This is a genomic window from Xanthomonas sp. WHRI 8932A, from assembly GCF_035012785.1.
Taxonomy (GTDB): Bacteria; Pseudomonadota; Gammaproteobacteria; order Xanthomonadales; family Xanthomonadaceae; genus Xanthomonas.
On sequence record NZ_JAYGQQ010000004.1, the window covers coordinates 174,973 to 197,028 of the forward strand.

Sequence of the window (22,056 nt, forward strand, 5' to 3'; positions counted from 1 at the left end):
GCAACGGCAGCGCAACGAAACCGCTATAATATTCGGCTTACCTCATCTCAAGACTGGCGCCAGACAGGGGCCCTTTCCGCATGTCCATTGAAAAACTCCGCAATATCGCCATCGTCGCGCACGTCGACCATGGCAAGACCACCCTCGTCGACTGCCTGCTGAAGCAGTCCGGCACCCTGTCCGAACGCACCGTCTTGGCTGAGCGTGTGATGGACAGCAACGATCAGGAAAAGGAACGTGGCATCACGATCCTGGCCAAGAACACGGCCATCACCTGGCAGGGCAACCGCATCAACATCGTCGACACCCCGGGACACGCCGACTTCGGTGGCGAAGTCGAGCGCGTGCTGTCGATGGTGGACTCGGTGCTGATCCTGGTTGACGCGATGGACGGCCCGATGCCGCAGACGCGCTTCGTGACCCAGAAGGCCTTTGCGATGGGCTTCAAGCCGATCGTGGTGGTCAACAAGATCGACCGTCCCGGCGCACGTCCGGACTGGGTGATCGACCAGGTGTTCGACCTGTTCGACAAGCTCGGCGCAACCGACGAGCAACTGGACTTCCCGATCGTCTACACCTCCGCATTGAACGGCTACGCCAGCCTGGATTCGGACGTGCGCGACGGCGACATGACCCCGCTGTACGAAGCGATCATGCAGCACGTGTCGGCACCGGACGTTGATCCGGACGGCCCGTTCCAGATGCGCATCAGCCAGCTGGATTACAACAATTTCGTCGGTGTGATCGGCATCGGCCGCATCCAGCGCGGCGTGTTGAAGAAGAACATGCCGGTCAGCGTGATCGACCGCGAAGGCAAGAAGCGTCAGGGCAAGGTGCTGCAGGTATTGGGCTTCCTCGGCCTGGAGCGCATCGAGCAGGACACCGCCGAGGCCGGCGACATCGTCGCCATCTCCGGCGTGGCCGAGCTGACGATCTCCGACACCGTGTGTGCGCTCGACGCCCCGGAAGGCCTGCCGCCGCTGACCGTGGACGAGCCGACCATCTCGATGACCTTCCAGGTCAACAACTCGCCGTTCGCCGGCAACAAGGACCTGTCCGGTGGCAAGTTCCTGACCAGCCGCCAGTTGCGCGATCGTCTGGACCGCGAGCAGGTGCACAACGTGGCACTGAAGGTCGAGGAAGGTTCCGACGCCGACAAGTTCCTGGTCTCCGGCCGTGGCGAACTGCATCTGTCGGTGCTGATCGAAAACATGCGTCGTGAAGGCTACGAACTGGCCGTGTCGCGTCCGGAAGTGATCATCAAGGAGATCGACGGCAAGCAGATGGAGCCGATCGAACAGCTCGTGGTGGACATCGAAGAACAGCACCAGGGCGGCGTGATGGAAAAGCTGGGCAGCCGCAAGGGCCAGCTGAAGAACATGGAATCGGACGGCAAGGGCCGCGTGCGTCTGGATTACATGATCCCGGCGCGTGGCTTGATCGGCTTCCAGAACGAGTTCCGCACCCTGACCCAGGGCTCGGGCTTGCTGTTCCACGTGTTCGACCATTACGGCCCGAAGGAACAGGGCGCCATCGCCAAGCGCCAGAACGGCGTGATGATTGCCAACGCACCGGGCGCCACTCCGGCCTATGCGCTGGGGCCGTTGGAAGAGCGTGGCCGTCTGTTCGCCGCTGAAGGCGACAACGTGTACGAAGGTCAGCTGATCGGTATCCACTCCAAGGACAACGATCTGACCGTCAACGCGATCAAGACCAAGCCGCTGACCAACATGCGTGCTTCGGGCAAGGACGATGCGATCAAGCTGACCCCGGCGATCAAGTACACGCTGGAGCAGGCACTGGACTTCATCGAGGACGACGAGCTGGTCGAAGTCACCCCGAAGGAAATCCGTCTGCGTAAGAAGGGTTTGACCGAAAGCGACCGTAAGCGCTCTGGCCGTTCGGGCTGAGTTACTGACTAAGCCACAGTCGTGAGTAACAAGCCTTATAGCCCGGATCCGCGCGCGCATCCGGGCCTCCACGCGATCGCCTTGCTAGAGGCGGTCAAGGGTGGGCTTGCGCTATTGGCGGCGACGGGCCTGGAAATTCTGGGCCCGCTCCCGCTGCAACATGCGGTCAGTACGCTGATTCGCCGCTTCAATCTGGATCCGGACCACGGCGCATTGCCGTCGTTACTCAAGACCATCAGCCCCGATGCGGTGCATCTGGCGGCCGCCGCAATGCTGGCCTACGGCCTGCTGCATGTGGTGGAAGCCTGGGGTCTGTGGCGTGCCAAGGCCTGGGCCTCGGTACTGGGCTGCTTGTCGGCGGCCATCTATCTGCCCTTCGATATCTACGCCATCGTCCGCCATCCTGGCTGGACCGCTTGGGCCGTGCTGGCGATCAACCTGATCGTGGTCGGCGTACTGGCACGCGATCTGGTCAAGCGCCGACGTCGCTGACCCTGCCTGCCCGTCCACGGGCGCGCGATCACGTTGTCACCCCGACGCAGCGACGTTAGCCTGCGGAAGGTCCCCCGCGGAAAACCGCCCATGCGCTCCACCACCCTGTCTTTTGCGCTGCTGCTGGCGTTGTGCGGCTGTGCGCATGCCGATGACACGATGCGTCCGGCAACCGACGCCGCTTCGGCTGCCAAACCGCTCGACCTGATCGATGCCGACGTCGCCGGCCTGCAAGCGCGCATGGCCCGTGGCGACACCACCAGCCTGGCACTGACGCGCGCCTATCTGCAGCGCATCGACACCATCGACCGCGCCGGCCCCACGCTCAACGCCGTGATCGAGCGCAATGCGCAGGCCGAAACGGATGCCCGCACCCTGGACGCAGAACGCGCCGCCGGCCGCGTGCGCGGACCGCTGCATGGCATCCCGGTGCTGCTCAAGGACAACATCGACGCGCTGCCGATGGTCAACAGTGCCGGCTCGCTGGCACTGGCCGAGTTTCGCCCCAACCGCGATGCGTTTCTGGTGCAGCGCTTGCGCGCGGCCGGTGCGGTGATCCTGGGCAAGACCAACCTGAGCGAATGGGCCAACTTCCGTTCCACCCAATCCAGCTCCGGCTGGAGCGCCCGCGGCGGGCTGACCCGCAATCCCTATGCGCTGGATCGCAATCCGTGCGGTTCCAGCGCCGGCACCGGCGCGGCGATCGCCGCCAGTCTGGCCACGGTAGGCATCGGCACCGAAACCGACGGCAGCATCACCTGCCCGGCTGCGGTCAATGGCCTGGTCGGGCTCAAACCCACCGTCGGCCTGGTCAGCCGCGACGGCATCATTCCGATCTCGGCCAGCCAGGACACCGCCGGCCCGATGACCCGCAGCGTCGCCGACGCCGCCGCGCTGCTGCAGGCGATCGCCGCGCCCGATCCGCAGGACCCGGCCACGCGCCATGCGCCGTCGTCCACACCAAACTATCTCGCCCACCTCAAACCCGATGGCCTGCGCGGCGCGCGTTTGGGTCTGCTGCGCAACCCACTGCGCGAGGATCCCGCGATCGCCGCCGCATTGGATCGCGCCGTACAGACCTTGCGCGCGGCCGGCGCCACGGTAGTTGAGACCGCCCTGGTCACGGATGGCAAGTGGGATGCTGCTGAGCAGACGGTCTTACTGGTCGAATTCAAGGCCGGTTTGAATGCCTATCTGCGCAGCCACGCTGCGCCGATCAAAGATCTGGACGCACTGATCGCCTTCAATCGCGCCAATGCGCAGCGCGAAATGCCCTACTTCGGACAGGAATTGTTCGAGCAGGCGCAGGCTGCGCCCGGCCTGGAGGACCCGGGCTATCTGAGTGCGCGCGCCAGCGCCAGGCGGCTCGCTGGCGAGCAAGGCATCGACGCAGCCCTGAAAGCCGACCGCCTGGACGCACTGATCGTGCCGACCACCGGCGCTGCCTGGGTCACCACGCTCGGCAAGGGCGACACCTTTCCCGGCGCCGGCTACGGCGCCGCGGCAGTGGCCGGGTATCCCAGCCTGAGCGTGCCGATGGGGCAGACCCAGGGTCTGCCGCTCGGATTGCTGTTCATGGGCACCGCCTGGAGCGAGCCGCGCCTGATCGAACTGGCCTACGCCTATGAGCAACGCAGCCACGCGCGATTTGCGCCCAGCTACGCGCCCAGCGCACCGCCGGCGACACCGGCCGCACCGCAGCCGAAGGCGCCCGACTGACTGAGAATCTGCAAAGCAGCACTGGTCATCGATTGATGCGCATGCCGCACGCCGCACAACCGAACCTGGCACAGCCTGTCGGCAGGCACAGCTAGATCGAAGCCGCAGGCTCGCCGTCTTCTGCACCTGGCGAACGCACGCTGTCCGGTGCGATCGGCTCCTTCGCGCCTGATGACGGCTTTTCCTGCGTTGCAATTTCGGCGCGGATTCTGGGCAACGCGTAGGCGTGCTCGCGGGTCAGAAAATCGATCATGCGTTCGCGCACCAGACAACGCAGATCGAACGCATCGCCGGAGTTGCGCGCGCTCACCAGCAAACGCACCTGGATGGTGTTGTCGCTGGTGTCGGTGATCTGGGTGACGCAGACGCGCCCATCCCATAGCGGCTCGCTGTGGCAGATGCGCTCCAGTTCCGCGCGCACTGCCGCAATCGGCGTGCGGTAATCCAGCCACAGGAACGCGGTACCGAGCAGGTCCGCACTGGCGCGCGTCCAGTTCTGAAACGGGTTTTCGATGAACCAGGTCAACGGCACCACCATGCGCCGTTCGTCCCAGATCCGCACCACCACGTACGAACTACCGATCTCTTCGATACGGCCCCATTCGCCTTCCACGATCACCACGTCGTCCAGGCGGATCGGCTGGGTCAGCGCAATCTGCAAGCCGGCGATCAGGTTGCCGAACACCGGCTTGGCCGCAATACCGGCCACCAGCCCGATGATCCCCGCCGACGCCAGCAACGTCTTGCCGATCTGGCGCACCTGCTCAAAACCGAGCAGCACCACCGAGATACCGAGCAGGATCACCGTGCCCATCACCACGCGACTCAAGACCCGTGTCTGGGTCTGGATACGCCGCGCGGTGAGATTGTCCGACACCTCGATCGGATTGCTGCGCAGGATCGCCATTTCGCCGGCGGCGACCGCACGCACCAACAACCAGGTGACGCAGCCGACAATGCCGACATGCAACAGGTGCTGCACCGCTGCCAGCGCTTTGCCGGATAACGGCGTGGCCTCGGTGGCGATACCCAGAAACAGCAGCGGCAGAATAAAGGCCGCCGGCAGCGTGACCACGCGAATGATGCGTGCGCGGCGGTAATCGCGGCCCTGCATGCGGCGAAACAGCCACAGCATCAGCGACCAGGTAACGACGCCCGCCAGCAGCGCGGCGCCCAGCGGGATTGCGTATTCGCGGATGACGTTCCAATCGGCAGTCAAACCGTTCCTCCTGTGGGGGGAAAGAGGGATGGCTGCAAGAGCATGCCGCATGCGGCATGAGCATCACGTCATACGCACAGTGACTTCATGCGCCCAGCGGCTGCGATGCCACCTGTTGCTGCTTGCGCACGATCGCCATCGCGATTTCCAGCGACTGCTCATAGTTCAAGCGCGGGTCCACGCTGGAGCGATACGCACGCTCCAGATCGCGCTCGGTCAACTCGCGCGCACCGCCAGTGCATTCGGTGACATCTTCGCCGGTGAGTTCCAGATGCACGCCACCCAGCCGGGTGCCGGCCGCCGCATGCAGATCGAAAGAGGTTTCCACTTCGCTGCGAATATTGTCGAAACGCCTTGTTTTATAGCCATTTCCGGTGCTTTCGGTGTTGCCATGCATCGCATCGCAGACCCATAGCACGCGTCGGCCATCGCGCTTGACCGCATCCAGCAACGGCGGCAGTTTCTCGGCAATCTGCGTGGCACCCATGCGATGGATGAAGCTCAGGCGGCCAGGTTCGTCTTCCGGATTGAGCACATCGATCAGGCGCAGCAACTGGTCCGGCTGCACCGACGGTCCCACCTTGATCGCGATCGGATTGCGCACGCCACGCAGATACTCCACATGCGCGCCATCCAGCGCCGCGGTACGCATGCCGATCCACGGGTAATGCGTGCTGAGGTTGAACCAGCCCCACTGACGCGGCACCTGCCGGGTCAGGCCTTCTTCGTACGGCAGCAACAATGCTTCGTGAGACGTATAGAAATCGATGCGATTGAGGTTGTACACCTCCGATCCGGACAGGGTTTCCATGAAGCGCACTGCATCGCCGATCGACGCAACCATCTTCTGGTAGTCCGCCGCCAGCGGCGAATAGCCCACCCAATCCAGATTCCAGTATTCGGGGTGATGCAGGTCGGCAAAGCCGCCATCGATCAACGCGCGCACGAAGTTCATCGTCATCGCCGAACGCGAGTGCGCGGTGATCATGCGGCGCGGGTCAGGCACACGCGCCGCCTCGGTGAAGGCCGGCGCATTGATCACATCGCCGCGGTAGCTGGGCAAGGTCACGCCATCGCGCGTTTCGGTATCGGCCGATCGCGGCTTGGCGTACTGCCCGGCAAAGCGCCCTACCCGCACCACCGGCAGGTGCAGGCCATGCACCAGCACCAGGCTCATTTGCAGCAGCACTTTCAGCCGATTGGAGATCGTGCCCGACTCGCAATCGCTGAAGTTCTCCGCGCAATCGCCGCCCTGCAGCAGGAAGCGCTTGCCCTCCTGCGCTTCTGCCAGCTGGCGTTTGAGCGCGAAGATCTCCCAGGAGGTCACCAACGGTGGCAACTGCCCCAACTCGTCCATGGCGCTCTGCAGTGCGGCTTGATCCGGATACACCGGCAGCTGCAGCGCGGGTTTGCCACGCCAGCTACCGGGCGCCCACACGGAGGCAGCGGAATCGGAAACGGGAGAAGGGGCGGAAAGATTCATGGCAACAGCACTCCTGGACAGCCTGCGATGGTGGCAGAGCCGGCGCGTCCCGCAAAGCGCTCTGCACCGATGCCGCCCAGGGACGAAAGCACTGTTGGCGCGGCAACGCCTGCCAAGCGGTCGCGAGCGACTGAACCGCAAGCAAAGCCATCGGCCCAGGCATGACTTTCGGCCTACGCTAGCGCCCGCCCGTAAGCAGAATGTTACGAGGTAACACCCTCCTCCCTAGCCGTCCTGCGACCGCCATGACCCCTCGCCGCCTCCCAGCCGCCATCGTTTCCATCCTGCTGTCTTCCTGTGCCGGTACCGCAATCGCCGCAGATGCCGTTGCCGACCAAACCACCGATTTGGACACCGTCAACGTCATCGCCAAGCTCGAGGCGGCGCGCAACGCCTTGTCCCCGGATATCGGCAGCAGCCAGTACACCGTCACTGCCGAAGACATCGACCGCCTTCCACTCGGCGCCTCCACACCGCTCAACCAGGTGCTGCTGCAAGCGCCGGGCGTGGTACAGGATTCGTACGGCGGCATTCACGTGCGCGGCGATCACGCCAATCTGCAGTACCGCATCAATGGCGTGATGCTGCCCGAATCCATCTCCGGCTTCGGCCAGAGCCTGGAGCCGCGCATCATCAAGAACCTCAAACTGCTCGATGGCGCCTTGCCCGCGCAGTTCGGCGACCGCACCGCCGCAGTTGTGGACATCACCACCAAGAACGGCGCCGAGCTGGGCAATGGCGGCAGCGTCGGCATCACCGGCGGCTCCTACGACACCGTCAATCCGAACGCCTCGCTGTGGGGCAGCAGTGGGCGCTGGAGCTGGTTCGTGACCGGCGACTACGAACAGAACAGCCACGGGCTGGAAAACCCGGTCGACAGCCGCTCGCCCGAACACGACAAGACCCATCAGGGCAAAGGCTTTGCCGATCTGAGCTATCTGATCGACGAAAACACCCGTCTCAGCCTGTTGGTGGGCTATGCCAACAATCGCTTTCAGATTCCCAATAATCCCGGCCAGACTCCGGCCTTCGATTACCTTGGCACCACCGATTTCGATTCCTCGCGTCTGGACGAAAACCAGCGCGAAACCACCCGTTTTGGCACCTTGGCACTGCAGGGCACGCTCGGCGACACCAGCTATCAGCTGTCGGCTGGCCAGCGTTACAGCAGCGTCGCCTTCTCGCCCGATGTGGCTGGCGATCTGATCTTCAACGGCATCGCCTCGCAAGTGGACCGCAGCAATCGCGCCAACACCGTGCAGGCGGATTTCTCCACGCCCTGGGGCACTGCACACACGCTGCGCTATGGCCTGTACGGCAACTTTGAACATGCCATCGCCAGCAATAACTCCTTTGTTTTCCCGGCCGATGCCGACGGCAACCAGAGCAGCAACGCGCCGGTGTTCATTGCCGATGGCAGCCGCTTCCACGCCAGCACGTACGCGCTGTATCTGCAGGACGAATGGAAGATCGGCGAAGACTGGACCGTCAACTACGGCGTGCGTGGCGACCGTTACAAGGCCTTCGGGGCAAGCGAGGGCCAGCTCAGCCCGCGCCTGGGCGTGGTCTGGACAGCAAGCGACAGCACCACCGTGCATGCCGGCTACGCGCGCTACTTCACGCCGCCTGCCAGCGAGCTGATCTCTACCAGCGATATCGCGCTGTACGACGGCACCACCAACCAGCAGTCCACCGGCGGCGGACCGACCACGCCGCTCAGCGAACGCAGTGATTACTACGACCTCGGCATCTCGCAAGTGGTGAGCGATCACCTGACCTTGGGCCTGGATACTTACTACCGCAAAGCCGACCGGTTGCAGGATGAAGGCCAGTTCGGCGCCGCTTATGTCTATTCCACCTTCAACTACCGCAACGGCCGCATCCGTGGCGCGGAGTTCAGCGCTGACTACAGCAATGGCCCGGTCACCGCGTATTTCAATCTGGCCTACAGCAAAGCGATGGGCAAACAGGTCCTGACCAGCCTGTACAACTTCGACCCGGACGCATTGGCGTACGCGCAAAACAACTGGATCCATCTGGACCACGACCAGAAGCTGACCTCCTCCGGCGGCATCAACTACGCCATCAGCGACAGCAGCCGGATCGGTGCGAATTACCTCTATGGCAGCGGCCTGCGTACCGATACCGACACCGTGCCCAATGGCGGCGAACTGCCCTCGTACTTCCAGTTGAATCTCAGTGCAGGGCACGATTTCGCGCTTACCGCGCATCCGCTGCACGCGCAGCTGGCCGTCCTCAACGTGCTCGATCGCAGCTACCAGCTACGCGATGGCGGCGGCATCGGCGTGTTCGCGCCGCAATGGGCGCCGCGCCGTGGTGTTTATCTAAGTCTGCAGCAGACATTCTGAGCGCAACACGCGGCGCACCGGTAACTGCGCAACGCAGCAGAAGGACCCGGTCGATTCCGGGTCCTTCTGCTTTTTCAGGCGCAACGAAAATCAGGGCGTTGGATCTGAGTGGTCAAACGCCTGTACCTGCCATGTTGCTGGCTCAAGCTCAGCGCTTCGGCGCGTCGTAACGTCCATCAACGTAACGCCTTGCCCAGGCGCCAACCAGCGCGTGCCGGTGCCATCGCTGACGCAATCGGCCGACCTCACGGAAGCGACATGCTCAACCAAACCAGCCGCATCACCTATGCGCAACCCACGGCACAGGCTCACGCGACGAGTAACGGCCAGCAAGCGGAGAGTGAGCGCGCAGCGCACTGAAGCGGACTGCTTACAGAACGCGATTTCGCGCAGCGGTCCTACTGCCCCGGTCATCGGAGCAGTTGATCGCCGGCGATCAACGTCCGTCAGTGATGCACAGACGTCCGGCGTGCTTTGAAGCCGGCGTACAGCGCCCACAAGGCCAGCGACACGAACCAGACCATGCTCCACATCGGCATGCTCAGGCCCAGAAACCGCCAGTCGATGTTGCCGCAATCCCCGGTGCCGGTCAGCACGGTGCGGAACACTTCAAACGGCCCCATCGTCTCGCTCAGAAAGCTCAGCGGCGGGCCGCACGACGACATCATGTCCTTGGGCCGGATCTGCACCCAGACGTGCCGTGCCGCGATACCCATACCCACACCGGCGGCGATGAAACTCAGCACGCCATACACCTTGCGCCCACCGCCAGCACGCGGCCCATGCAGCGCACCCAGCAGGAAAAATACTGCCAGCGCCGCAAACGCGATCCGCTGAAAAATACACAGCGGGCACGGCTCGAGCCCCAGGTGCAATTGCACATAGATCGCGTAGGCCAGCAGTCCTGCGCAAGCAACAAACCCCAACAGAAACTGTGCCCGGAAACCCCAACGGAATGGATTCATCGTGACCGCTTGCCTAGGACCAAGGCGTCGATTATCAGCCATGACCGCCGCCGTGACCACGGATGCATGCGTCTGACGGAGCGCCTGCTGCGAAGCGCTGCAACACCTCTGTGGTGATGTCGGCCTTATCGCTTAGGTGCAGAGTACTCAGGCGAACCCAAAGATGGTGGAGCCATCCAGATCGCTCGGCGTGGATGGTGATTGGGGTCGGGCATGAACAGGTGACGCACATTGACCACATCACCGCTAACTGCCTGACACGGACACAGATGAAGGCGCTACACGTGGAATCCGCCACATCCCCATCTCTGCGCTCTCCACTAGGTCCTTTGGAGTGCAACGGATGTCGACAACAAGCCGTCGACCCACGCCCCGCCCAAGACGTCGGTGGCTCTCACTTGATCTGCGGCGCGTCGCTCCAGCGCCCCACTACGGCCTCGCCTATCCCCCACACACCCCGACCTCCCCGGGCTCCAAACTCGCATTTCTGCCTCCAAACCCAGACAGAACGAACTGGCAAATTCTTCAATCCACGCAGGCAGTACCGCAGCGCCACGTACGCGCACCAAACCAGCCGCGCACCCCATGCCGCGTCCATCGATAATCCAAACGCCCCAATAAAAAAGCCCGGCGTGAGCCGGGCTTTTTCGAGAATCTGTGTGAAGCGATCCGATTACTCGGCCACTTCTTCTGCCACGACCGGACGGTCGACCAGCTCGACATACGCCATCGGCGCATTGTCACCGGCACGGAAGCCGGCTTTCAGGATGCGCAGGTAGCCGCCGGGACGGGTCGCGTAACGCGGGCCCAGTTCGACGAACAGCTTGCCAACGGCTTCCTTGTCGCGCAGGCGAGCAAACGCCAGACGGCGATTGGCCACGCCATCGACCTTGCCGATGGTGATCAGCGGCTCGGCGACGCGACGCAGTTCCTTGGCCTTCGGCAAGGTGGTCTTGATCAGCTCGTGCTTGAACAGCGAAGCCGCCATGTTGCGGAACATGGCTTCGCGGTGCGCGCTGGTGCGGTTGAACTTACGACCGGATTTCTGGTGACGCATGAGTGTGATTTCCTAAGGAATGTTGAGACTACTGAGAGACGTTGTCGCCATCCTGGCGCTGTTGAATGGACTGCGGTTGGTCCGAACCGGCCGTCCTTCGACCGGGTGTCATCGCGGGCTTTGGCCCGTCGATGTGGAAAAACAAACATGGGCGCCCGAAGACGCCCATGCCTTGAAACATTAACCAAGCATGCCGTGCTGGGCGACACCGGCCGGCGGCCAGTTTTCCAGCTTCATGCCCAATGCAAGGCCGCGCTGTGCCAGCACTTCCTTGATTTCGGTCAGCGACTTCTTGCCCAGATTCGGGGTCTTGAGCAGCTCCACTTCGGTCTTCTGGATCAGATCGCCGATGTAGTAGATGCTCTCGGCCTTGAGGCAGTTGGCCGAACGCACGGTCAGCTCGAGGTCGTCGATCGGGCGCAGCAGCACCGGATCCACGCCGCTGGCAGCCGGCTTGGCCGCACCGCGATCGCGGTGGGTGAAGTCACCGAACACCGACAGCTGATCGCTGAGGATGTCGGCGGCGGTGCGCACGGCTTCCTCGGCATCGATCGTGCCGTTGGTTTCGATATCGATGACCAGCTTGTCGAGGTCGGTGCGCTGTTCGACGCGTGCAGCTTCCACGGCGTAGGCAACGCGACGCACCGGCGAGAACGACGCATCCAGCATCAGACGACCGATGGTACGGGTCTCTTCGTCCGGACGACGACGTGCAGCAGCCGGCTGATAGCCGAACCCACGCTCGATCTTCAAACGCATGTTCAGTGCGGTGTCTTTGGTCAGGTGGCAGATCACGTGGTCACCGTTGATGATCTCAACGTTGTGATCGGTCCTGATGTCGGCCGCAGTGACCGTACCCGGACCCTGCTTGGACAGCGAAAGCGTGGCGCTGTCGCCACTGTGCATACGAATCGCCACGTCTTTCAGGTTCAGCAGGACGTCAAGCACGTCTTCCTGCAAACCCTCGACCGTGGTGTACTCGTGCAGCACGCCGTCGATTTCGACCTCGGTAATCGCAAAACCGGGGATCGACGACAACAGCACACGACGCAGGGCATTGCCCAGCGTGTGCCCGTAACCGCGCTCCAAGGGCTCGATCACGACCTTGGCACGGTTGTCGGTAAGACGTTCGATCTGCGGACCACGAGGGCGCAGAACCTGGTTGGCGGTAACCGTCATGTTGCGGGGTCTCCTGCGAACCTCCGGCAGTGCCGGAGGCTCTCCAATGTGAATTACTTCGAATACAACTCGACGATCAGCGCTTCGTTGATATCCGAAGGCAGGTCAGCGCGATCCGGCACGGCCTTGAACACGCCGCTGAACTTCTTCGAATCGACCTCGACCCACGACGGCGTCATGTCGTGCTGCTCAGCCACGGTCAGGGCTTCCTGCACGCGGAGCTGCTTCTGTGCCTTTTCCGACAGCGTGATCGCATCGCCAGCCTTGATCTGGTACGAAGCCAGATTCACCGACTTGCCATTGACCAGCACGCCACGGTGCGACACCAGCTGGCGCGCAGCCGGACGGGTGACGGCAAAGCCCATGCGGTAGCAGACGTTGTCCAGACGGGTTTCCAACAACTGCAGCAAGTTCTCGCCGGTGTTGCCCTTCTTGGTCGAGGCCTTCTTGTAGTAGTTGCGGAACTGACGTTCCAGCAGACCGTAAATACGCTTGACCTTCTGCTTCTCACGCAGCTGGGTAGCATAGTCGGAGAGCTTGCCCTTGCGAGCCGCGCCGTGTTGGCCGGGCTTCTGCTCAAGCTTGCACTTGGAGTCCAGCGCACGCGCCGGGCTCTTGAGGGAAAGGTCGGCGCCTTCACGGCGCGCGAGCTTACAGGTAGGACCGATATAACGAGCCATTTCTTATCGCTCCCTTTAGACGCGACGCTTCTTCGGCGGACGGCACCCGTTGTGCGGGATTGGCGTCACGTCGATGATGTTGGTGATCTTGTAGCCCACGTTGTTCAACGAACGCACGGCCGACTCACGGCCCGGACCCGGACCCTTGATACGTACTTCCAGCGACTTCACGCCGTAGTCGAGCGCAGCGCGGCCAGCCTTTTCGGCGGCAACCTGAGCAGCGAACGGGGTCGACTTACGCGAACCACGGAACCCGGCGCCGCCGGACGTAGCCCACGACAAGGCGTTGCCCTGGCGATCGGTGATGGTGACGATGGTGTTGTTGAACGAAGCATGGACGTGAGCGACGCCGTCAGTGATGACGCGCTTGATCTTCTTCTTCGTTTTCTTTTCTGCTGGCTTTGCCATGATCTATCCCTTACTTCCTGATCGCCTTGCGCGGACCCTTACGGGTGCGGGCGTTGGTACGGGTGCGCTGACCACGCAGCGGGAGACCACGGCGATGGCGCAGACCGCGATAGCAGCCCAGGTCCATCAGTCGCTTGATCGCGATACCGATTTCGCGGCGCAGGTCGCCTTCGACGACATACTTGCCGACTTCGGCGCGCAGGCGCTCGATTTCGGGTTCGGACAGATCACGAATCTTCGTGGTCGAGGTAACGCCTGCGGATTCGCAGAGCTTCTTCGAACGGGTACGGCCGATGCCGTAGATGCTTTGCAACCCGACCCAGACGTGCTTCTGGGCTGGCAGGTTGACGCCTGCAATACGCGCCATGACGCGATTCTCCAACTGAGTGATGGCCCGACAGCGCCCAGGCGCCATCCGGCAGGATGGATCAAAAAGTGAACTCGGAATTATAGCAAGGCCTCGGATTGCTTTGAAGCCCGTGGAACCAGAAGTTCCATGGACCCGGCGTGGGGAGTGTGCCCTCGCTCCGGCGCCGGACGGTGTTGATCCAGAAAACTTCTCCGAATCGCCTGTGCTACTCCCGCACAGGACCACCCCGTCACACCCGCGCGCGAGACGTCGCGCGAGCCGCCCTTCTGATCGGAAGATCGTGGCCCGGGAACCAGGCCGTCTTCACGTAATGAAGATCTAGTGTACCACTTAACCGCGAGCGAGACCGCCGCGCGAGCCGCCCTTCAGGTTGGCCTTCTTCAGCAAGCTCTCATACTGATGCGACATCAGGTGCGCCTGGATCTGCGCAATGAAATCCATCACCACGACCACCGCAATCAACAGCGAGGTGCCGCCGAAGTGAAACGACGTGCCGAGCTGCGTGCGCATGATTTCCGGCAGCAAGCAGACGATCACCAGGTACAACGAACCCGCCGCTGTCAGCCGCGTCAGCACGCCATCGACATAATCGGCCGTGGCCTTGCCCGGACGGATACCCGGAATCAACGCGCCAGACTTCTTGAGGTTGTCGGCGGTTTCCTGCGAGTTGAACACCAGCGCCGTGTAGAAGAACGCGAAGCCGATGATCAGTGCAGCGAACACCAACATGTGAACCGGTTCACCCGGCCCAAGCGCATTGGCGATCTTCTGCAGCCACGAACCTACACCACTACCCGATGCAGCCTGACCGGACCACATCGACAACGTGGCCGGAAATGCCAGGATGCTCGATGCGAAAATCGGCGGAATCACGCCTGCCATATTGAGCTTCAAGGGCAGGAACGAGGTCTGATTCATATACGCATTGCGACCGCCCTGACGGCGCGCGTAGTTGACCGTAATACGCCGTTGCCCGCGTTCGACGAACACCACAAACAGCGTAAACGCCAGGATGGTGATGACGATCAGCAACAGCGAGATGAAGCTCAGGTTGCCTTCGCGGAATGCTTCGACGGTTTGAATCGCGCCCGACGGCAGACCAGCAACGATGCCGGCAAAGATGATCAGCGACACGCCGTTACCGATACCACGCTCGGTAACTTGCTCGCCAACCCACATCAAAAAGATAGTGCCGGCGGTCAACGCAATGACTGCGGTCAGCACGAAGCCCATGCCTGGCGCGTAGACAACCGGAGCGCCACCTGGCGCCGTCTGGTTCTGCAACGCGAGCGCGATACTGCCGCCCTGCACTACTGCCAGAAGCACCGCGCCGATACGCGAATATTGGGTGATCTTGCGTCGACCCGACTCGCCTTCCTTCTGCATCGCCTTGAGGGCGGGAAAGATATGCGTGGCCAACTGAATCACGATCGATGCCGAAATGTACGGCATGACGTTCAATGCAAAGATGCTGAAACGGTGCAGGGCGCCGCCCGAGAACATGTTGAACATGTCCACGATGCCGCCACCCTGCGCCTGCATCAACGAAAGCATGGCATCGGGATTCACGCCCGGCACCGGCACATAGCAGCCGATGCGATAGACGATCAATGCCCCGAGGACGAACAGTAGCCGCTGGCGAAGTTCCGTGAACTTGCCGAGCCCGCCACCGAGGTTACCAATGCCAGCCTGCGCCATCTGCCGATTACTCCTCTACGCTGCCGCCGGCAGCTTCGATTGCTGCCTTGGCGCCTGCGGTAGCCGCAACGCCCTTCAGCACGAACTTCTTGCTCAGCTCGCCCTTCAGCACGATCTTCGCCTTCTTGGCGCGGCTCGGGACCAGATTGGCCGCACGCAGCGCTGCAAAGTCGATTTCACCTGCTTCCAGCTTATCCAGCTGGTAGGACAGCACTTCTGCGCTGTCGCGCGCCATCTTGGAGCGGAAACCGATCTTCGGCAGACGACGCTGCATCGGAGTCTGGCCGCCTTCGAAGCCAGCCTTGATCTTGCCGCCGCCCTTACGCGCGAACGAGCCCTTGTGGCCACGACCACAGGTCTTGCCAAGGCCAGAACCGATACCGCGACCGACGCGCGTACGCTCGGTACGGGCGCCATCGGCGGGCTTGAGGTCATTGAGATGCATAGTCATTGGATTAGTCCTCAACCTTGACGAGGTAGTGAACCGTATTGATCAGGCCGCGAACCTGCGGGCTGTCCTTGAGTTCACGCACATCGTTGATCTTATTCAGGCCCAACGCGTGCACCGACAGGCGGTGACGCGACTGGGTACCACGCAGGCCGCGCACCAGGCGCACCTTTACAGTCTTGCCAGTGTCCTTAGCCATGATTGAGCTCCTCCACCTTCTTGCCGCGCTTAGCCGCAACACGCGTCGGCGACTGCACTTCCGACAGACCCTTCAGGGTTGCACGGACCAGGTTGATCGGATTACGCGAACCAACTGCCTTGGCCAGCACGTTCTTCACGCCAACCGCTTCCAGCACAGCGCGCATGGCGCCACCAGCAATGACGCCAGTACCTTCCGAGGCGGGCTGCATGTAAACACGCGCTGCGCCATGGCCGGACTTGACGGCGTGCCACAAGGTGCCGTTATTCAGATCGACGCTGGCCAGGTTCTTGCGCGCCTGTTCCATCGACTTCTGGATGGCGACCGGCACTTCGCGCGCCTTGCCATAACCGAAACCAACCTTGCCCAGACCATCGCCGACCACGGTCAGCGCGGTAAAGGTGAACTGACGACCGCCCTTAACCGTCTTGCTGACGCGATTAACCGCGACCAGCTTTTCGATCATGCCATCGTCGACTTTCTCTTCGCGGTTACGGTCGCGATCACGACCCCGCGGTGCACGTTCTTCTGCCATCTTGATTCCTTGATTGATTGAGTATGTACGGCTCTAGGCCGCTTATGGTTGTGGAGTGAAGCAGTGTTCCCGTGGCCGCTACAAAAGAACGGGACGGTCCGGCATCTCCCTGCCGGCGGAAACGCGGATGCAGCCGACGGCCACATCCGCAGCAGTACTTAGAACTGCAGGCCGCCTTCGCGAGCTGCATCGGCCAACGCCTTGATGCGGCCGTGGTAGCGGTAGCCCGAGCGATCGAATGCGACCTTCTCGATACCGGCAGCCTTGGCGCGCTCGGCGATCAACCTGCCAACCTTGACGGCTGCATCGCTGTTCTTGCCGTTCTTCAGACCATCCTTGACGTCGGCCTGCAGGGTATTCGCCGCAGCGATCACCTTGGAACCATCGGCAGTGAAGACCTGTGCATACAGGTGCTGACCGGTGCGCAGCACCGACAGACGGGCGACACCCAGTTCGCGGATGTGCGAGCGGGTGGATTTGGCGCGACGCAGACGGGCGATGTTCTTGTTGATGCTCATGATATTTATCCTACGGAAGCTGAAGGAAAAGCGCGCTCCTGTTAAAAGTCCGCACATGTATGTGCGGGCTCTTGCGAGGGACTCGCCATTAAGCCTTCTTGGCTTCCTTGCGAATGATGACTTCACCGGCGTACTTCACACCCTTGCCCTTGTAGGGCTCCGGCGGACGGAAACCGCGAATCTTGGCGGCGACTTCGCCGACGCGCTGCTTGTCGGCGCCCTGGACCAGAATTTCGGTCTGGGTCGGGGTCGACAGCGTGATGCCTTCCGGCGCCACGAACACCAGCGGGTGCGAGAAACCGAGCGCCAGGCTCAGATCCTTGCCCTGCATGGCAGCACGGTAACCGACGCCGACCAGCTCGAGCTTGCGCTCGAAGCCTTCGGACACACCCTTGACCATATTGGCAAGGATGGCGCGCACAGTGCCGGTGATGGCGAGCTGCGACGGATCGTTGGCCGACAGGGTTGCAACATCGCCGTCGATGGCGATTTCCACGCCCACCGGCTTCGGCAGGGTCAACGTGCCCTTCGGGCCCTTGACGCTAACCAGCTCAGGCTGGACGTTGAGTTCAACACCCTTCGGAAGGGACACAGGCTTCTTGGCTACACGGGACATGTTCGATTCCTTCCCTTAGGCCACGAAGCACAGGACTTCACCACCAACGCCGGCTTCGCGAGCCTGCGCATCGGTCATGATGCCCTTCGACGTGGAGATGATGGCGATACCCAGGCCACCGAGGACCTTGGGCAGCTCGGTCTTGCCGCGGTACTGACGCAGACCCGAGCGCGAGAAACGCTTCAGGGACTCGATGACCGGACGGCCTTCGAAATACTTCAGCACGATTTCCAGCTCCGATTTATTGTTCTCGGTGGCCGTTACGCGCAGGTCGGTGATGTAACCCTCGTCCTTCAGGACTTGGGCGATCGCAACCTTGATCTTGGATGACGGCAATTTCACCGTCTGCTTACCAACCGCGGCCGCATTCTTGATGCGAACCAGCAGGTCGGCGATGGGATCAGTCATGCTCATATGAGTACCTTTGAGTGCACCGATATCCGCTTTCGCGAAAATCTTGTGTTTTCCTGGGGATGGGCCAGGACCCTTGACGCTACGCCGAGCCCGTACGGGCAAGACAGAAGCGGAAGTATACGACAAAAGAGCCCGACTTGCGTCGGACTCCCTTGTTGAACAGAACAATCCTGCTCAAACCGGCCGCGAACGGCCGGAATGCTGTTACCAGCTTGCCTTACGCAGACCCGGAACGTCACCGTTCATCGTGGCCTTGCGGAGCATGTTGCGACCCAGACCGAACTTGCGGTACACACCGCGCGGACGACCGGACAGCTCGCAACGGTTGCGGTGGCGGCTCGGCGACGAATCGCGCGGCAGCTTCTGCAACTTGGTCGAAGCATCGATCTTCTCTTCGTAGGACGCATCCTGACTGGAGAGGATCTTCTTCAGCGCATCACGCTTGCCGGCGAATTTCTTCGCCAACTTTGCACGCTTGATGTCGCGGTGGATCATGGAGGTCTTTGCCATTTCGGATGTCCTCGACGGTCAGTTACGGAACGGGAACTTGAACGCTGCCAGCAGCGCCTTCGCTTCCGCATCCGTCTTGGCGGTGGTGGTGATGGCGATGTCCATACCGCGAATCGCGTCGACGGCGTCGAAGTCGATTTCCGGGAAGATGATCTGTTCCTTCACACCCATGTTGAAGTTGCCACGACCGTCGAAGGAACGACCGGACACACCACGGAAGTCGCGCACGCGCGGCAACGAGATGTTGATCAGGCGATCCAGGAACTCGTACATCTTGGCGCGACGCAAGGTGGTCTTGCAGCCGATCGGCCAACCGTCACGAATCTTGAACGATGCGACCGAAACGCGCGACTTGGTGACCACCGGCTTTTGACCGGAGATCTTGGACATGTCGGCGACCGCATTTTCAAGAATCTTCTTGTTGGTAGCCGCCTCGCCCACGCCCATGTTGAGCGTGACCTTGACCAGCTTCGGCACTTCCATCGGATTGGAGTAGCCGAATTCCTTCATCAGGGCCGGCACCACGTTTTCCTTGTAAAACTTTTCGAGACGAGTGTTCATGATCTCATTCCTCAGGCGTCGAGCGCCTCACCGCTGGAGCGGAACACACGCAATTTGCGTCCATCCTCCAGCACCTTGAAGCCAACGCGCTCGCCCTTGCCCGTTGCCGGGTTGACGATATTGACGTTGGAGATATGGATCGACGCTTCACGCTCGACCACGCCGCCGGCGACACCCGCCTGCGGGTTCGGCTTGGTGTGGCGCTTGATGATGTTGGCATTGGAGACGATCACGCGATCGCCGTCCACACGCACAACTTCACCCTGCTTACCCTTGTCCTTGCCGGTGTTGATGACGACCTGGTCGCCCTTCTTGATACGGTTAGCCATGTGTATGTCCTCCGCTCACAGCACTTCGGGAGCGAGCGAGACGATCTTCATGAACTTCTCGGAACGCAGCTCGCGCGTCACCGGCCCGAAGATGCGGGTCCCGATCGGCTCCTGCTTATTGTTCAACAGCACAGCGGCATTGCCATCGAAGCGGATCAACGAACCGTCGGGACGGCGCACACCCTTGCGGGTACGCACCACGACGGCGTCGTAGACTTCGCCTTTCTTGACCTTGCCACGCGGAATGGCGTCCTTGACGGTCACCTTGATGATGTCGCCAATGTGTGCGTAGCGGCGCTTCGAGCCGCCCAGCACCTTGATGCACATCACTTCCTTGGCACCCGAATTGTCGGCCACATCGAGGTAGCTCTGCATCTGGATCATGATTCAGATCTCCCTTAGCCGGCCGAACGGGTGACGATTTCGACCACCCGCCAGTTCTTGGTCTTGGACATTGGAGCAATCTCGGTCACACGCACGACGTCGCCTTCATTACAGGCATTGTCGGCATCGTGTGCGTGCAGCTTGGTCGAGCGCTTGATGTACTTACCGTACAGAGCATGCTTGACCTGGCGCTCCACCAACACGGTGACCGTCTTGTCCATCTTGTTGCTGACGACACGGCCTTCGACCGTGCGCAGCGCTTGCTTTTCGTTGTTGTCGCTCATCGCGGCCGTCCTTACTTGGTGCTGCCGAGCAGGTGCTTGACGCGAGCAATCTCGCGGCGCACCCGGCGGGTATCGTGGGTCTTCGGCAGCTGGCCGGTGACCTGCTGCATGCGGAGCGAGAACTGCTCCTTACGCAGATCGGTCAGGTGGGCCTTCAGTTCGTCAGCCGACTTCTCGCGGAGTTGTTTGATATCCATCAGCGCACCGTCCGGGTCACGAAAGTGGTCGTCACCGAGAGCTTGGCAGCGGCAAGGCGGAACGCCTCACGTGCAGTCTCTTCGGGAATACCCTCGATTTCATAGATCATGCGGCCCGGCTGAATCTGCGCGACCCAGTACTCCACGTTGCCCTTACCGGAGCCCATGCGGACTTCGATCGGCTTCTTGGTGATCGGCTTGTCGGGGAACACACGGATCCACATCTTTCCGCCCTTTTTGACGTGGCGGCTGATCGTGCGGCGTGCTGCTTCAATCTGGCGTGCGGTCAGCTGACCGTGCGCCGTGGCCTTGAGACCGTATTCGCCGAAGCTGACGGCGTTTCCGCTCCATGCCAGGCCGTCATTGCGGCCCTTGTGCATCTTGCGATATTTGGTTCGCTTGGGTTGCAACATTGCCGTTACCTCGCTTCACGAGCCGGGCGCGACGGGCGGTCACCACGGTCGCCGCGATCGTTACGATCGTTGCGCGGGCTGTCGTCCTGCTTTTCCTGGCCAACCTGAGAGAAGTCGAAGACTTCGCCCTTATAGATCCAGACCTTGATGCCGATGATGCCGTACGTCGTGGACGCCTCGGCAAAACCGTAATCAATGTCGGCACGTAGCGTGTGCAGCGGCACGCGGCCTTCGCGGTACCACTCCGAACGGGCGATTTCTGCACCGTTGAGGCGGCCAGCCACATTGACCTTGATGCCCAGGGCACCCAAGCGCATCGCGTTACCGACCGAGCGCTTCATTGCGCGGCGGAACATGATGCGACGCTCAAGCTGCTGCGCGATCGATTCAGCGACCAGCTGCGCATCCAGCTCCGGCTTGCGCACTTCGGTGACGTTGATGTGCGCCGGAACGCCCATCAGCTCGCTCACTTCCTTACGCAGCTTTTCGATGTCCTCGCCACGCTTGCCGATCACCACGCCCGGACGGGCAGTGTGAATCGTCACGCGGGCGGTTTTGGCAGGGCGCTCGATCAAGATCTTGCTGACACCTGCCTGCGCGAGCTTCTTGCGCAGCATTTCACGCACTTTCAGGTCGGCTGCCAAATAGGCAGCGAAATCGCCCTTGTTTGCGTACCACTTGGAATTCCAGTCTTTGGAGATACCAAGACGGATTCCAGTCGGATGAACTTTATGACCCATGGTCTTTTCCTTTCCGCTTACTTGGCGGCGCCAACAATCACAGTGATGTGACTGGTGCGCTTGAGGATGCGGGTACCGCGGCCTTTCGCCCGCGCCATGAAACGCTTCAGGGACGGACCTTCATCAACCATGATGGTCTTGACCTTCAGCTCGTCGACATCCGCGCCCTGATTGTTCTCGGCATTGGCAATAGCCGACTCCACAACCTTTTTGATCAGGTGTGCAGCCTTTTTGTCCGAGAACTTCAGCAGATTGACCGCACGCTCGGCGGACAAACCACGCACCTGGTCAGCGACCAGGCGGGCCTTCTGCGGGGAGATGCGCGCGGTGCGCAGGATTGCTTTCGCTTCCATCGTCAT

Annotated in this window: 28 protein-coding genes; 4 read left to right on the forward strand and 24 right to left on the reverse strand. The window is 61.8% G+C overall.

What is annotated here, in order from left to right:
- The first annotated feature begins 80 nt into the window (after positions 1-80).
- From typA to VC212_RS07910, 3 genes are all read left to right on the forward strand, one after another.
- A complete protein-coding gene (typA, locus tag VC212_RS07900; RefSeq protein ID WP_055846087.1) occupies positions 81-1,910 on the forward strand; it encodes a translational GTPase TypA in 1,830 nt (609 codons plus the stop codon).
- Between the two features lie 21 nt (positions 1,911-1,931).
- A complete protein-coding gene (locus tag VC212_RS07905) occupies positions 1,932-2,402 on the forward strand; it encodes a DUF2127 domain-containing protein (RefSeq protein ID WP_055846090.1) in 471 nt (156 codons plus the stop codon).
- Positions 2,403-2,507: 105 nt separating this feature from the next.
- Entirely contained in the window at positions 2,508-4,121 is a 1,614-nt protein-coding gene (locus tag VC212_RS07910; protein WP_323515195.1) for an amidase, read from the forward strand.
- Between the two features lie 91 nt (positions 4,122-4,212).
- Here VC212_RS07910 and VC212_RS07915 read toward each other — a convergent pair whose 3' ends face one another.
- Together VC212_RS07915 and VC212_RS07920 are read right to left on the reverse strand one after the other, a co-directional pair.
- Positions 4,213-5,340, reverse strand: a complete 1,128-nt coding sequence (locus tag VC212_RS07915) for a mechanosensitive ion channel domain-containing protein (protein ID WP_115512406.1) — start codon at positions 5,338-5,340, stop codon at positions 4,213-4,215.
- Positions 5,341-5,425: 85 nt separating this feature from the next.
- A complete protein-coding gene (locus tag VC212_RS07920) occupies positions 5,426-6,823 on the reverse strand; it encodes a 3-deoxy-7-phosphoheptulonate synthase class II (RefSeq protein ID WP_115512407.1) in 1,398 nt (465 codons plus the stop codon).
- 245 nt (positions 6,824-7,068) lie between these two features.
- Between VC212_RS07920 and VC212_RS07925 the strand changes: the two genes are divergently transcribed.
- Positions 7,069-9,192, forward strand: coding sequence for a TonB-dependent receptor (locus tag VC212_RS07925; RefSeq protein WP_323515133.1), 2,124 nt, complete (start codon positions 7,069-7,071; stop codon positions 9,190-9,192).
- A gap of 446 nt (positions 9,193-9,638) precedes the next feature.
- On the opposite strand, the gene VC212_RS07930 is transcribed toward VC212_RS07925, so the two are convergent.
- From VC212_RS07930 to rplV, 22 genes are all read right to left on the reverse strand, one after another.
- Positions 9,639-10,157, reverse strand: coding sequence for a disulfide bond formation protein B (locus VC212_RS07930; protein WP_323515134.1), 519 nt, complete (start codon positions 10,155-10,157; stop codon positions 9,639-9,641).
- A gap of 673 nt (positions 10,158-10,830) precedes the next feature.
- Positions 10,831-11,214, reverse strand: coding sequence for a 50S ribosomal protein L17 (rplQ, locus tag VC212_RS07935; protein WP_003486665.1), 384 nt, complete (start codon positions 11,212-11,214; stop codon positions 10,831-10,833).
- 180 nt (positions 11,215-11,394) lie between these two features.
- Positions 11,395-12,393 carry a DNA-directed RNA polymerase subunit alpha gene (rpoA, locus tag VC212_RS07940; RefSeq protein WP_002811635.1) on the reverse strand — a complete coding sequence of 333 codons (999 nt, stop codon included), beginning with the start codon at positions 12,391-12,393 and terminating at the stop codon, positions 11,395-11,397.
- Positions 12,394-12,446: 53 nt separating this feature from the next.
- Positions 12,447-13,073 carry a 30S ribosomal protein S4 gene (gene rpsD / locus VC212_RS07945; RefSeq protein WP_002811641.1) on the reverse strand — a complete coding sequence of 209 codons (627 nt, stop codon included), beginning with the start codon at positions 13,071-13,073 and terminating at the stop codon, positions 12,447-12,449.
- Between the two features lie 15 nt (positions 13,074-13,088).
- Positions 13,089-13,481, reverse strand: a complete 393-nt coding sequence (gene rpsK / locus VC212_RS07950; protein WP_003486671.1) for a 30S ribosomal protein S11 — start codon at positions 13,479-13,481, stop codon at positions 13,089-13,091.
- A gap of 10 nt (positions 13,482-13,491) precedes the next feature.
- A complete protein-coding gene (gene rpsM, locus VC212_RS07955) occupies positions 13,492-13,848 on the reverse strand; it encodes a 30S ribosomal protein S13 (RefSeq protein ID WP_003486672.1) in 357 nt (118 codons plus the stop codon).
- 333 nt (positions 13,849-14,181) lie between these two features.
- Complete coding sequence (secY, locus tag VC212_RS07960; RefSeq protein ID WP_023902825.1) at positions 14,182-15,549, reverse strand: preprotein translocase subunit SecY; 1,368 nt, start codon at positions 15,547-15,549, stop codon at positions 14,182-14,184.
- A 7-nt stretch (positions 15,550-15,556) separates the two neighbouring features.
- The gene (gene rplO, locus VC212_RS07965) at positions 15,557-16,000 is read right to left on the reverse strand and encodes a 50S ribosomal protein L15 (RefSeq protein WP_012439114.1); all 444 of its coding nucleotides are present in this window, start codon (positions 15,998-16,000) and stop codon (positions 15,557-15,559) included.
- A gap of 4 nt (positions 16,001-16,004) precedes the next feature.
- Entirely contained in the window at positions 16,005-16,196 is a 192-nt protein-coding gene (gene rpmD, locus VC212_RS07970; RefSeq protein WP_006450646.1) for a 50S ribosomal protein L30, read from the reverse strand.
- A complete protein-coding gene (rpsE, locus tag VC212_RS07975; RefSeq protein ID WP_055846109.1) occupies positions 16,189-16,731 on the reverse strand; it encodes a 30S ribosomal protein S5 in 543 nt (180 codons plus the stop codon). The genes rpmD and rpsE overlap by 8 nt, the downstream gene beginning before the upstream one ends.
- A 158-nt stretch (positions 16,732-16,889) precedes the next feature.
- A complete protein-coding gene (gene rplR, locus VC212_RS07980) occupies positions 16,890-17,249 on the reverse strand; it encodes a 50S ribosomal protein L18 (RefSeq protein WP_082473395.1) in 360 nt (119 codons plus the stop codon).
- 88 nt (positions 17,250-17,337) lie between these two features.
- On the reverse strand, positions 17,338-17,865 hold the full coding sequence (rplF, locus tag VC212_RS07985) for a 50S ribosomal protein L6 (protein ID WP_055846112.1): 528 nt from the start codon (positions 17,863-17,865) through the stop codon (positions 17,338-17,340).
- A 15-nt stretch (positions 17,866-17,880) separates the two neighbouring features.
- The gene (rpsH, locus tag VC212_RS07990; RefSeq protein WP_055846115.1) at positions 17,881-18,279 is read right to left on the reverse strand and encodes a 30S ribosomal protein S8; all 399 of its coding nucleotides are present in this window, start codon (positions 18,277-18,279) and stop codon (positions 17,881-17,883) included.
- A gap of 204 nt (positions 18,280-18,483) precedes the next feature.
- Positions 18,484-18,789: a 30S ribosomal protein S14 gene (gene rpsN / locus VC212_RS07995; protein ID WP_005917137.1), complete on the reverse strand. Its 306-nt coding sequence runs from the start codon at positions 18,787-18,789 to the stop codon at positions 18,484-18,486.
- Positions 18,790-18,807: 18 nt separating this feature from the next.
- Entirely contained in the window at positions 18,808-19,350 is a 543-nt protein-coding gene (gene rplE / locus VC212_RS08000; RefSeq protein WP_055846118.1) for a 50S ribosomal protein L5, read from the reverse strand.
- 11 nt (positions 19,351-19,361) lie between these two features.
- On the reverse strand, positions 19,362-19,679 hold the full coding sequence (gene rplX, locus VC212_RS08005; RefSeq protein ID WP_006450639.1) for a 50S ribosomal protein L24: 318 nt from the start codon (positions 19,677-19,679) through the stop codon (positions 19,362-19,364).
- Positions 19,680-19,694: 15 nt separating this feature from the next.
- Positions 19,695-20,063, reverse strand: coding sequence for a 50S ribosomal protein L14 (gene rplN, locus VC212_RS08010; protein WP_003486699.1), 369 nt, complete (start codon positions 20,061-20,063; stop codon positions 19,695-19,697).
- A gap of 14 nt (positions 20,064-20,077) precedes the next feature.
- Positions 20,078-20,347 (reverse strand): 30S ribosomal protein S17, encoded by a 270-nt coding sequence (gene rpsQ, locus VC212_RS08015; protein WP_005993374.1) that lies wholly within the window; start codon positions 20,345-20,347, stop codon positions 20,078-20,080.
- 11 nt (positions 20,348-20,358) lie between these two features.
- Positions 20,359-20,544: a 50S ribosomal protein L29 gene (gene rpmC, locus VC212_RS08020; protein WP_055846121.1), complete on the reverse strand. Its 186-nt coding sequence runs from the start codon at positions 20,542-20,544 to the stop codon at positions 20,359-20,361.
- Positions 20,544-20,957 (reverse strand): 50S ribosomal protein L16, encoded by a 414-nt coding sequence (gene rplP, locus VC212_RS08025; protein ID WP_003486706.1) that lies wholly within the window; start codon positions 20,955-20,957, stop codon positions 20,544-20,546. Before rplP ends, rpmC begins: the two co-directional genes overlap by 1 nt.
- A gap of 5 nt (positions 20,958-20,962) precedes the next feature.
- Complete coding sequence (gene rpsC, locus VC212_RS08030) at positions 20,963-21,697, reverse strand: 30S ribosomal protein S3 (RefSeq protein ID WP_005993372.1); 735 nt, start codon at positions 21,695-21,697, stop codon at positions 20,963-20,965.
- Positions 21,698-21,714: 17 nt separating this feature from the next.
- Positions 21,715-22,050 carry a 50S ribosomal protein L22 gene (gene rplV, locus VC212_RS08035; RefSeq protein WP_002811686.1) on the reverse strand — a complete coding sequence of 112 codons (336 nt, stop codon included), beginning with the start codon at positions 22,048-22,050 and terminating at the stop codon, positions 21,715-21,717.
- Positions 22,051-22,056 lie beyond the last annotated feature (6 nt).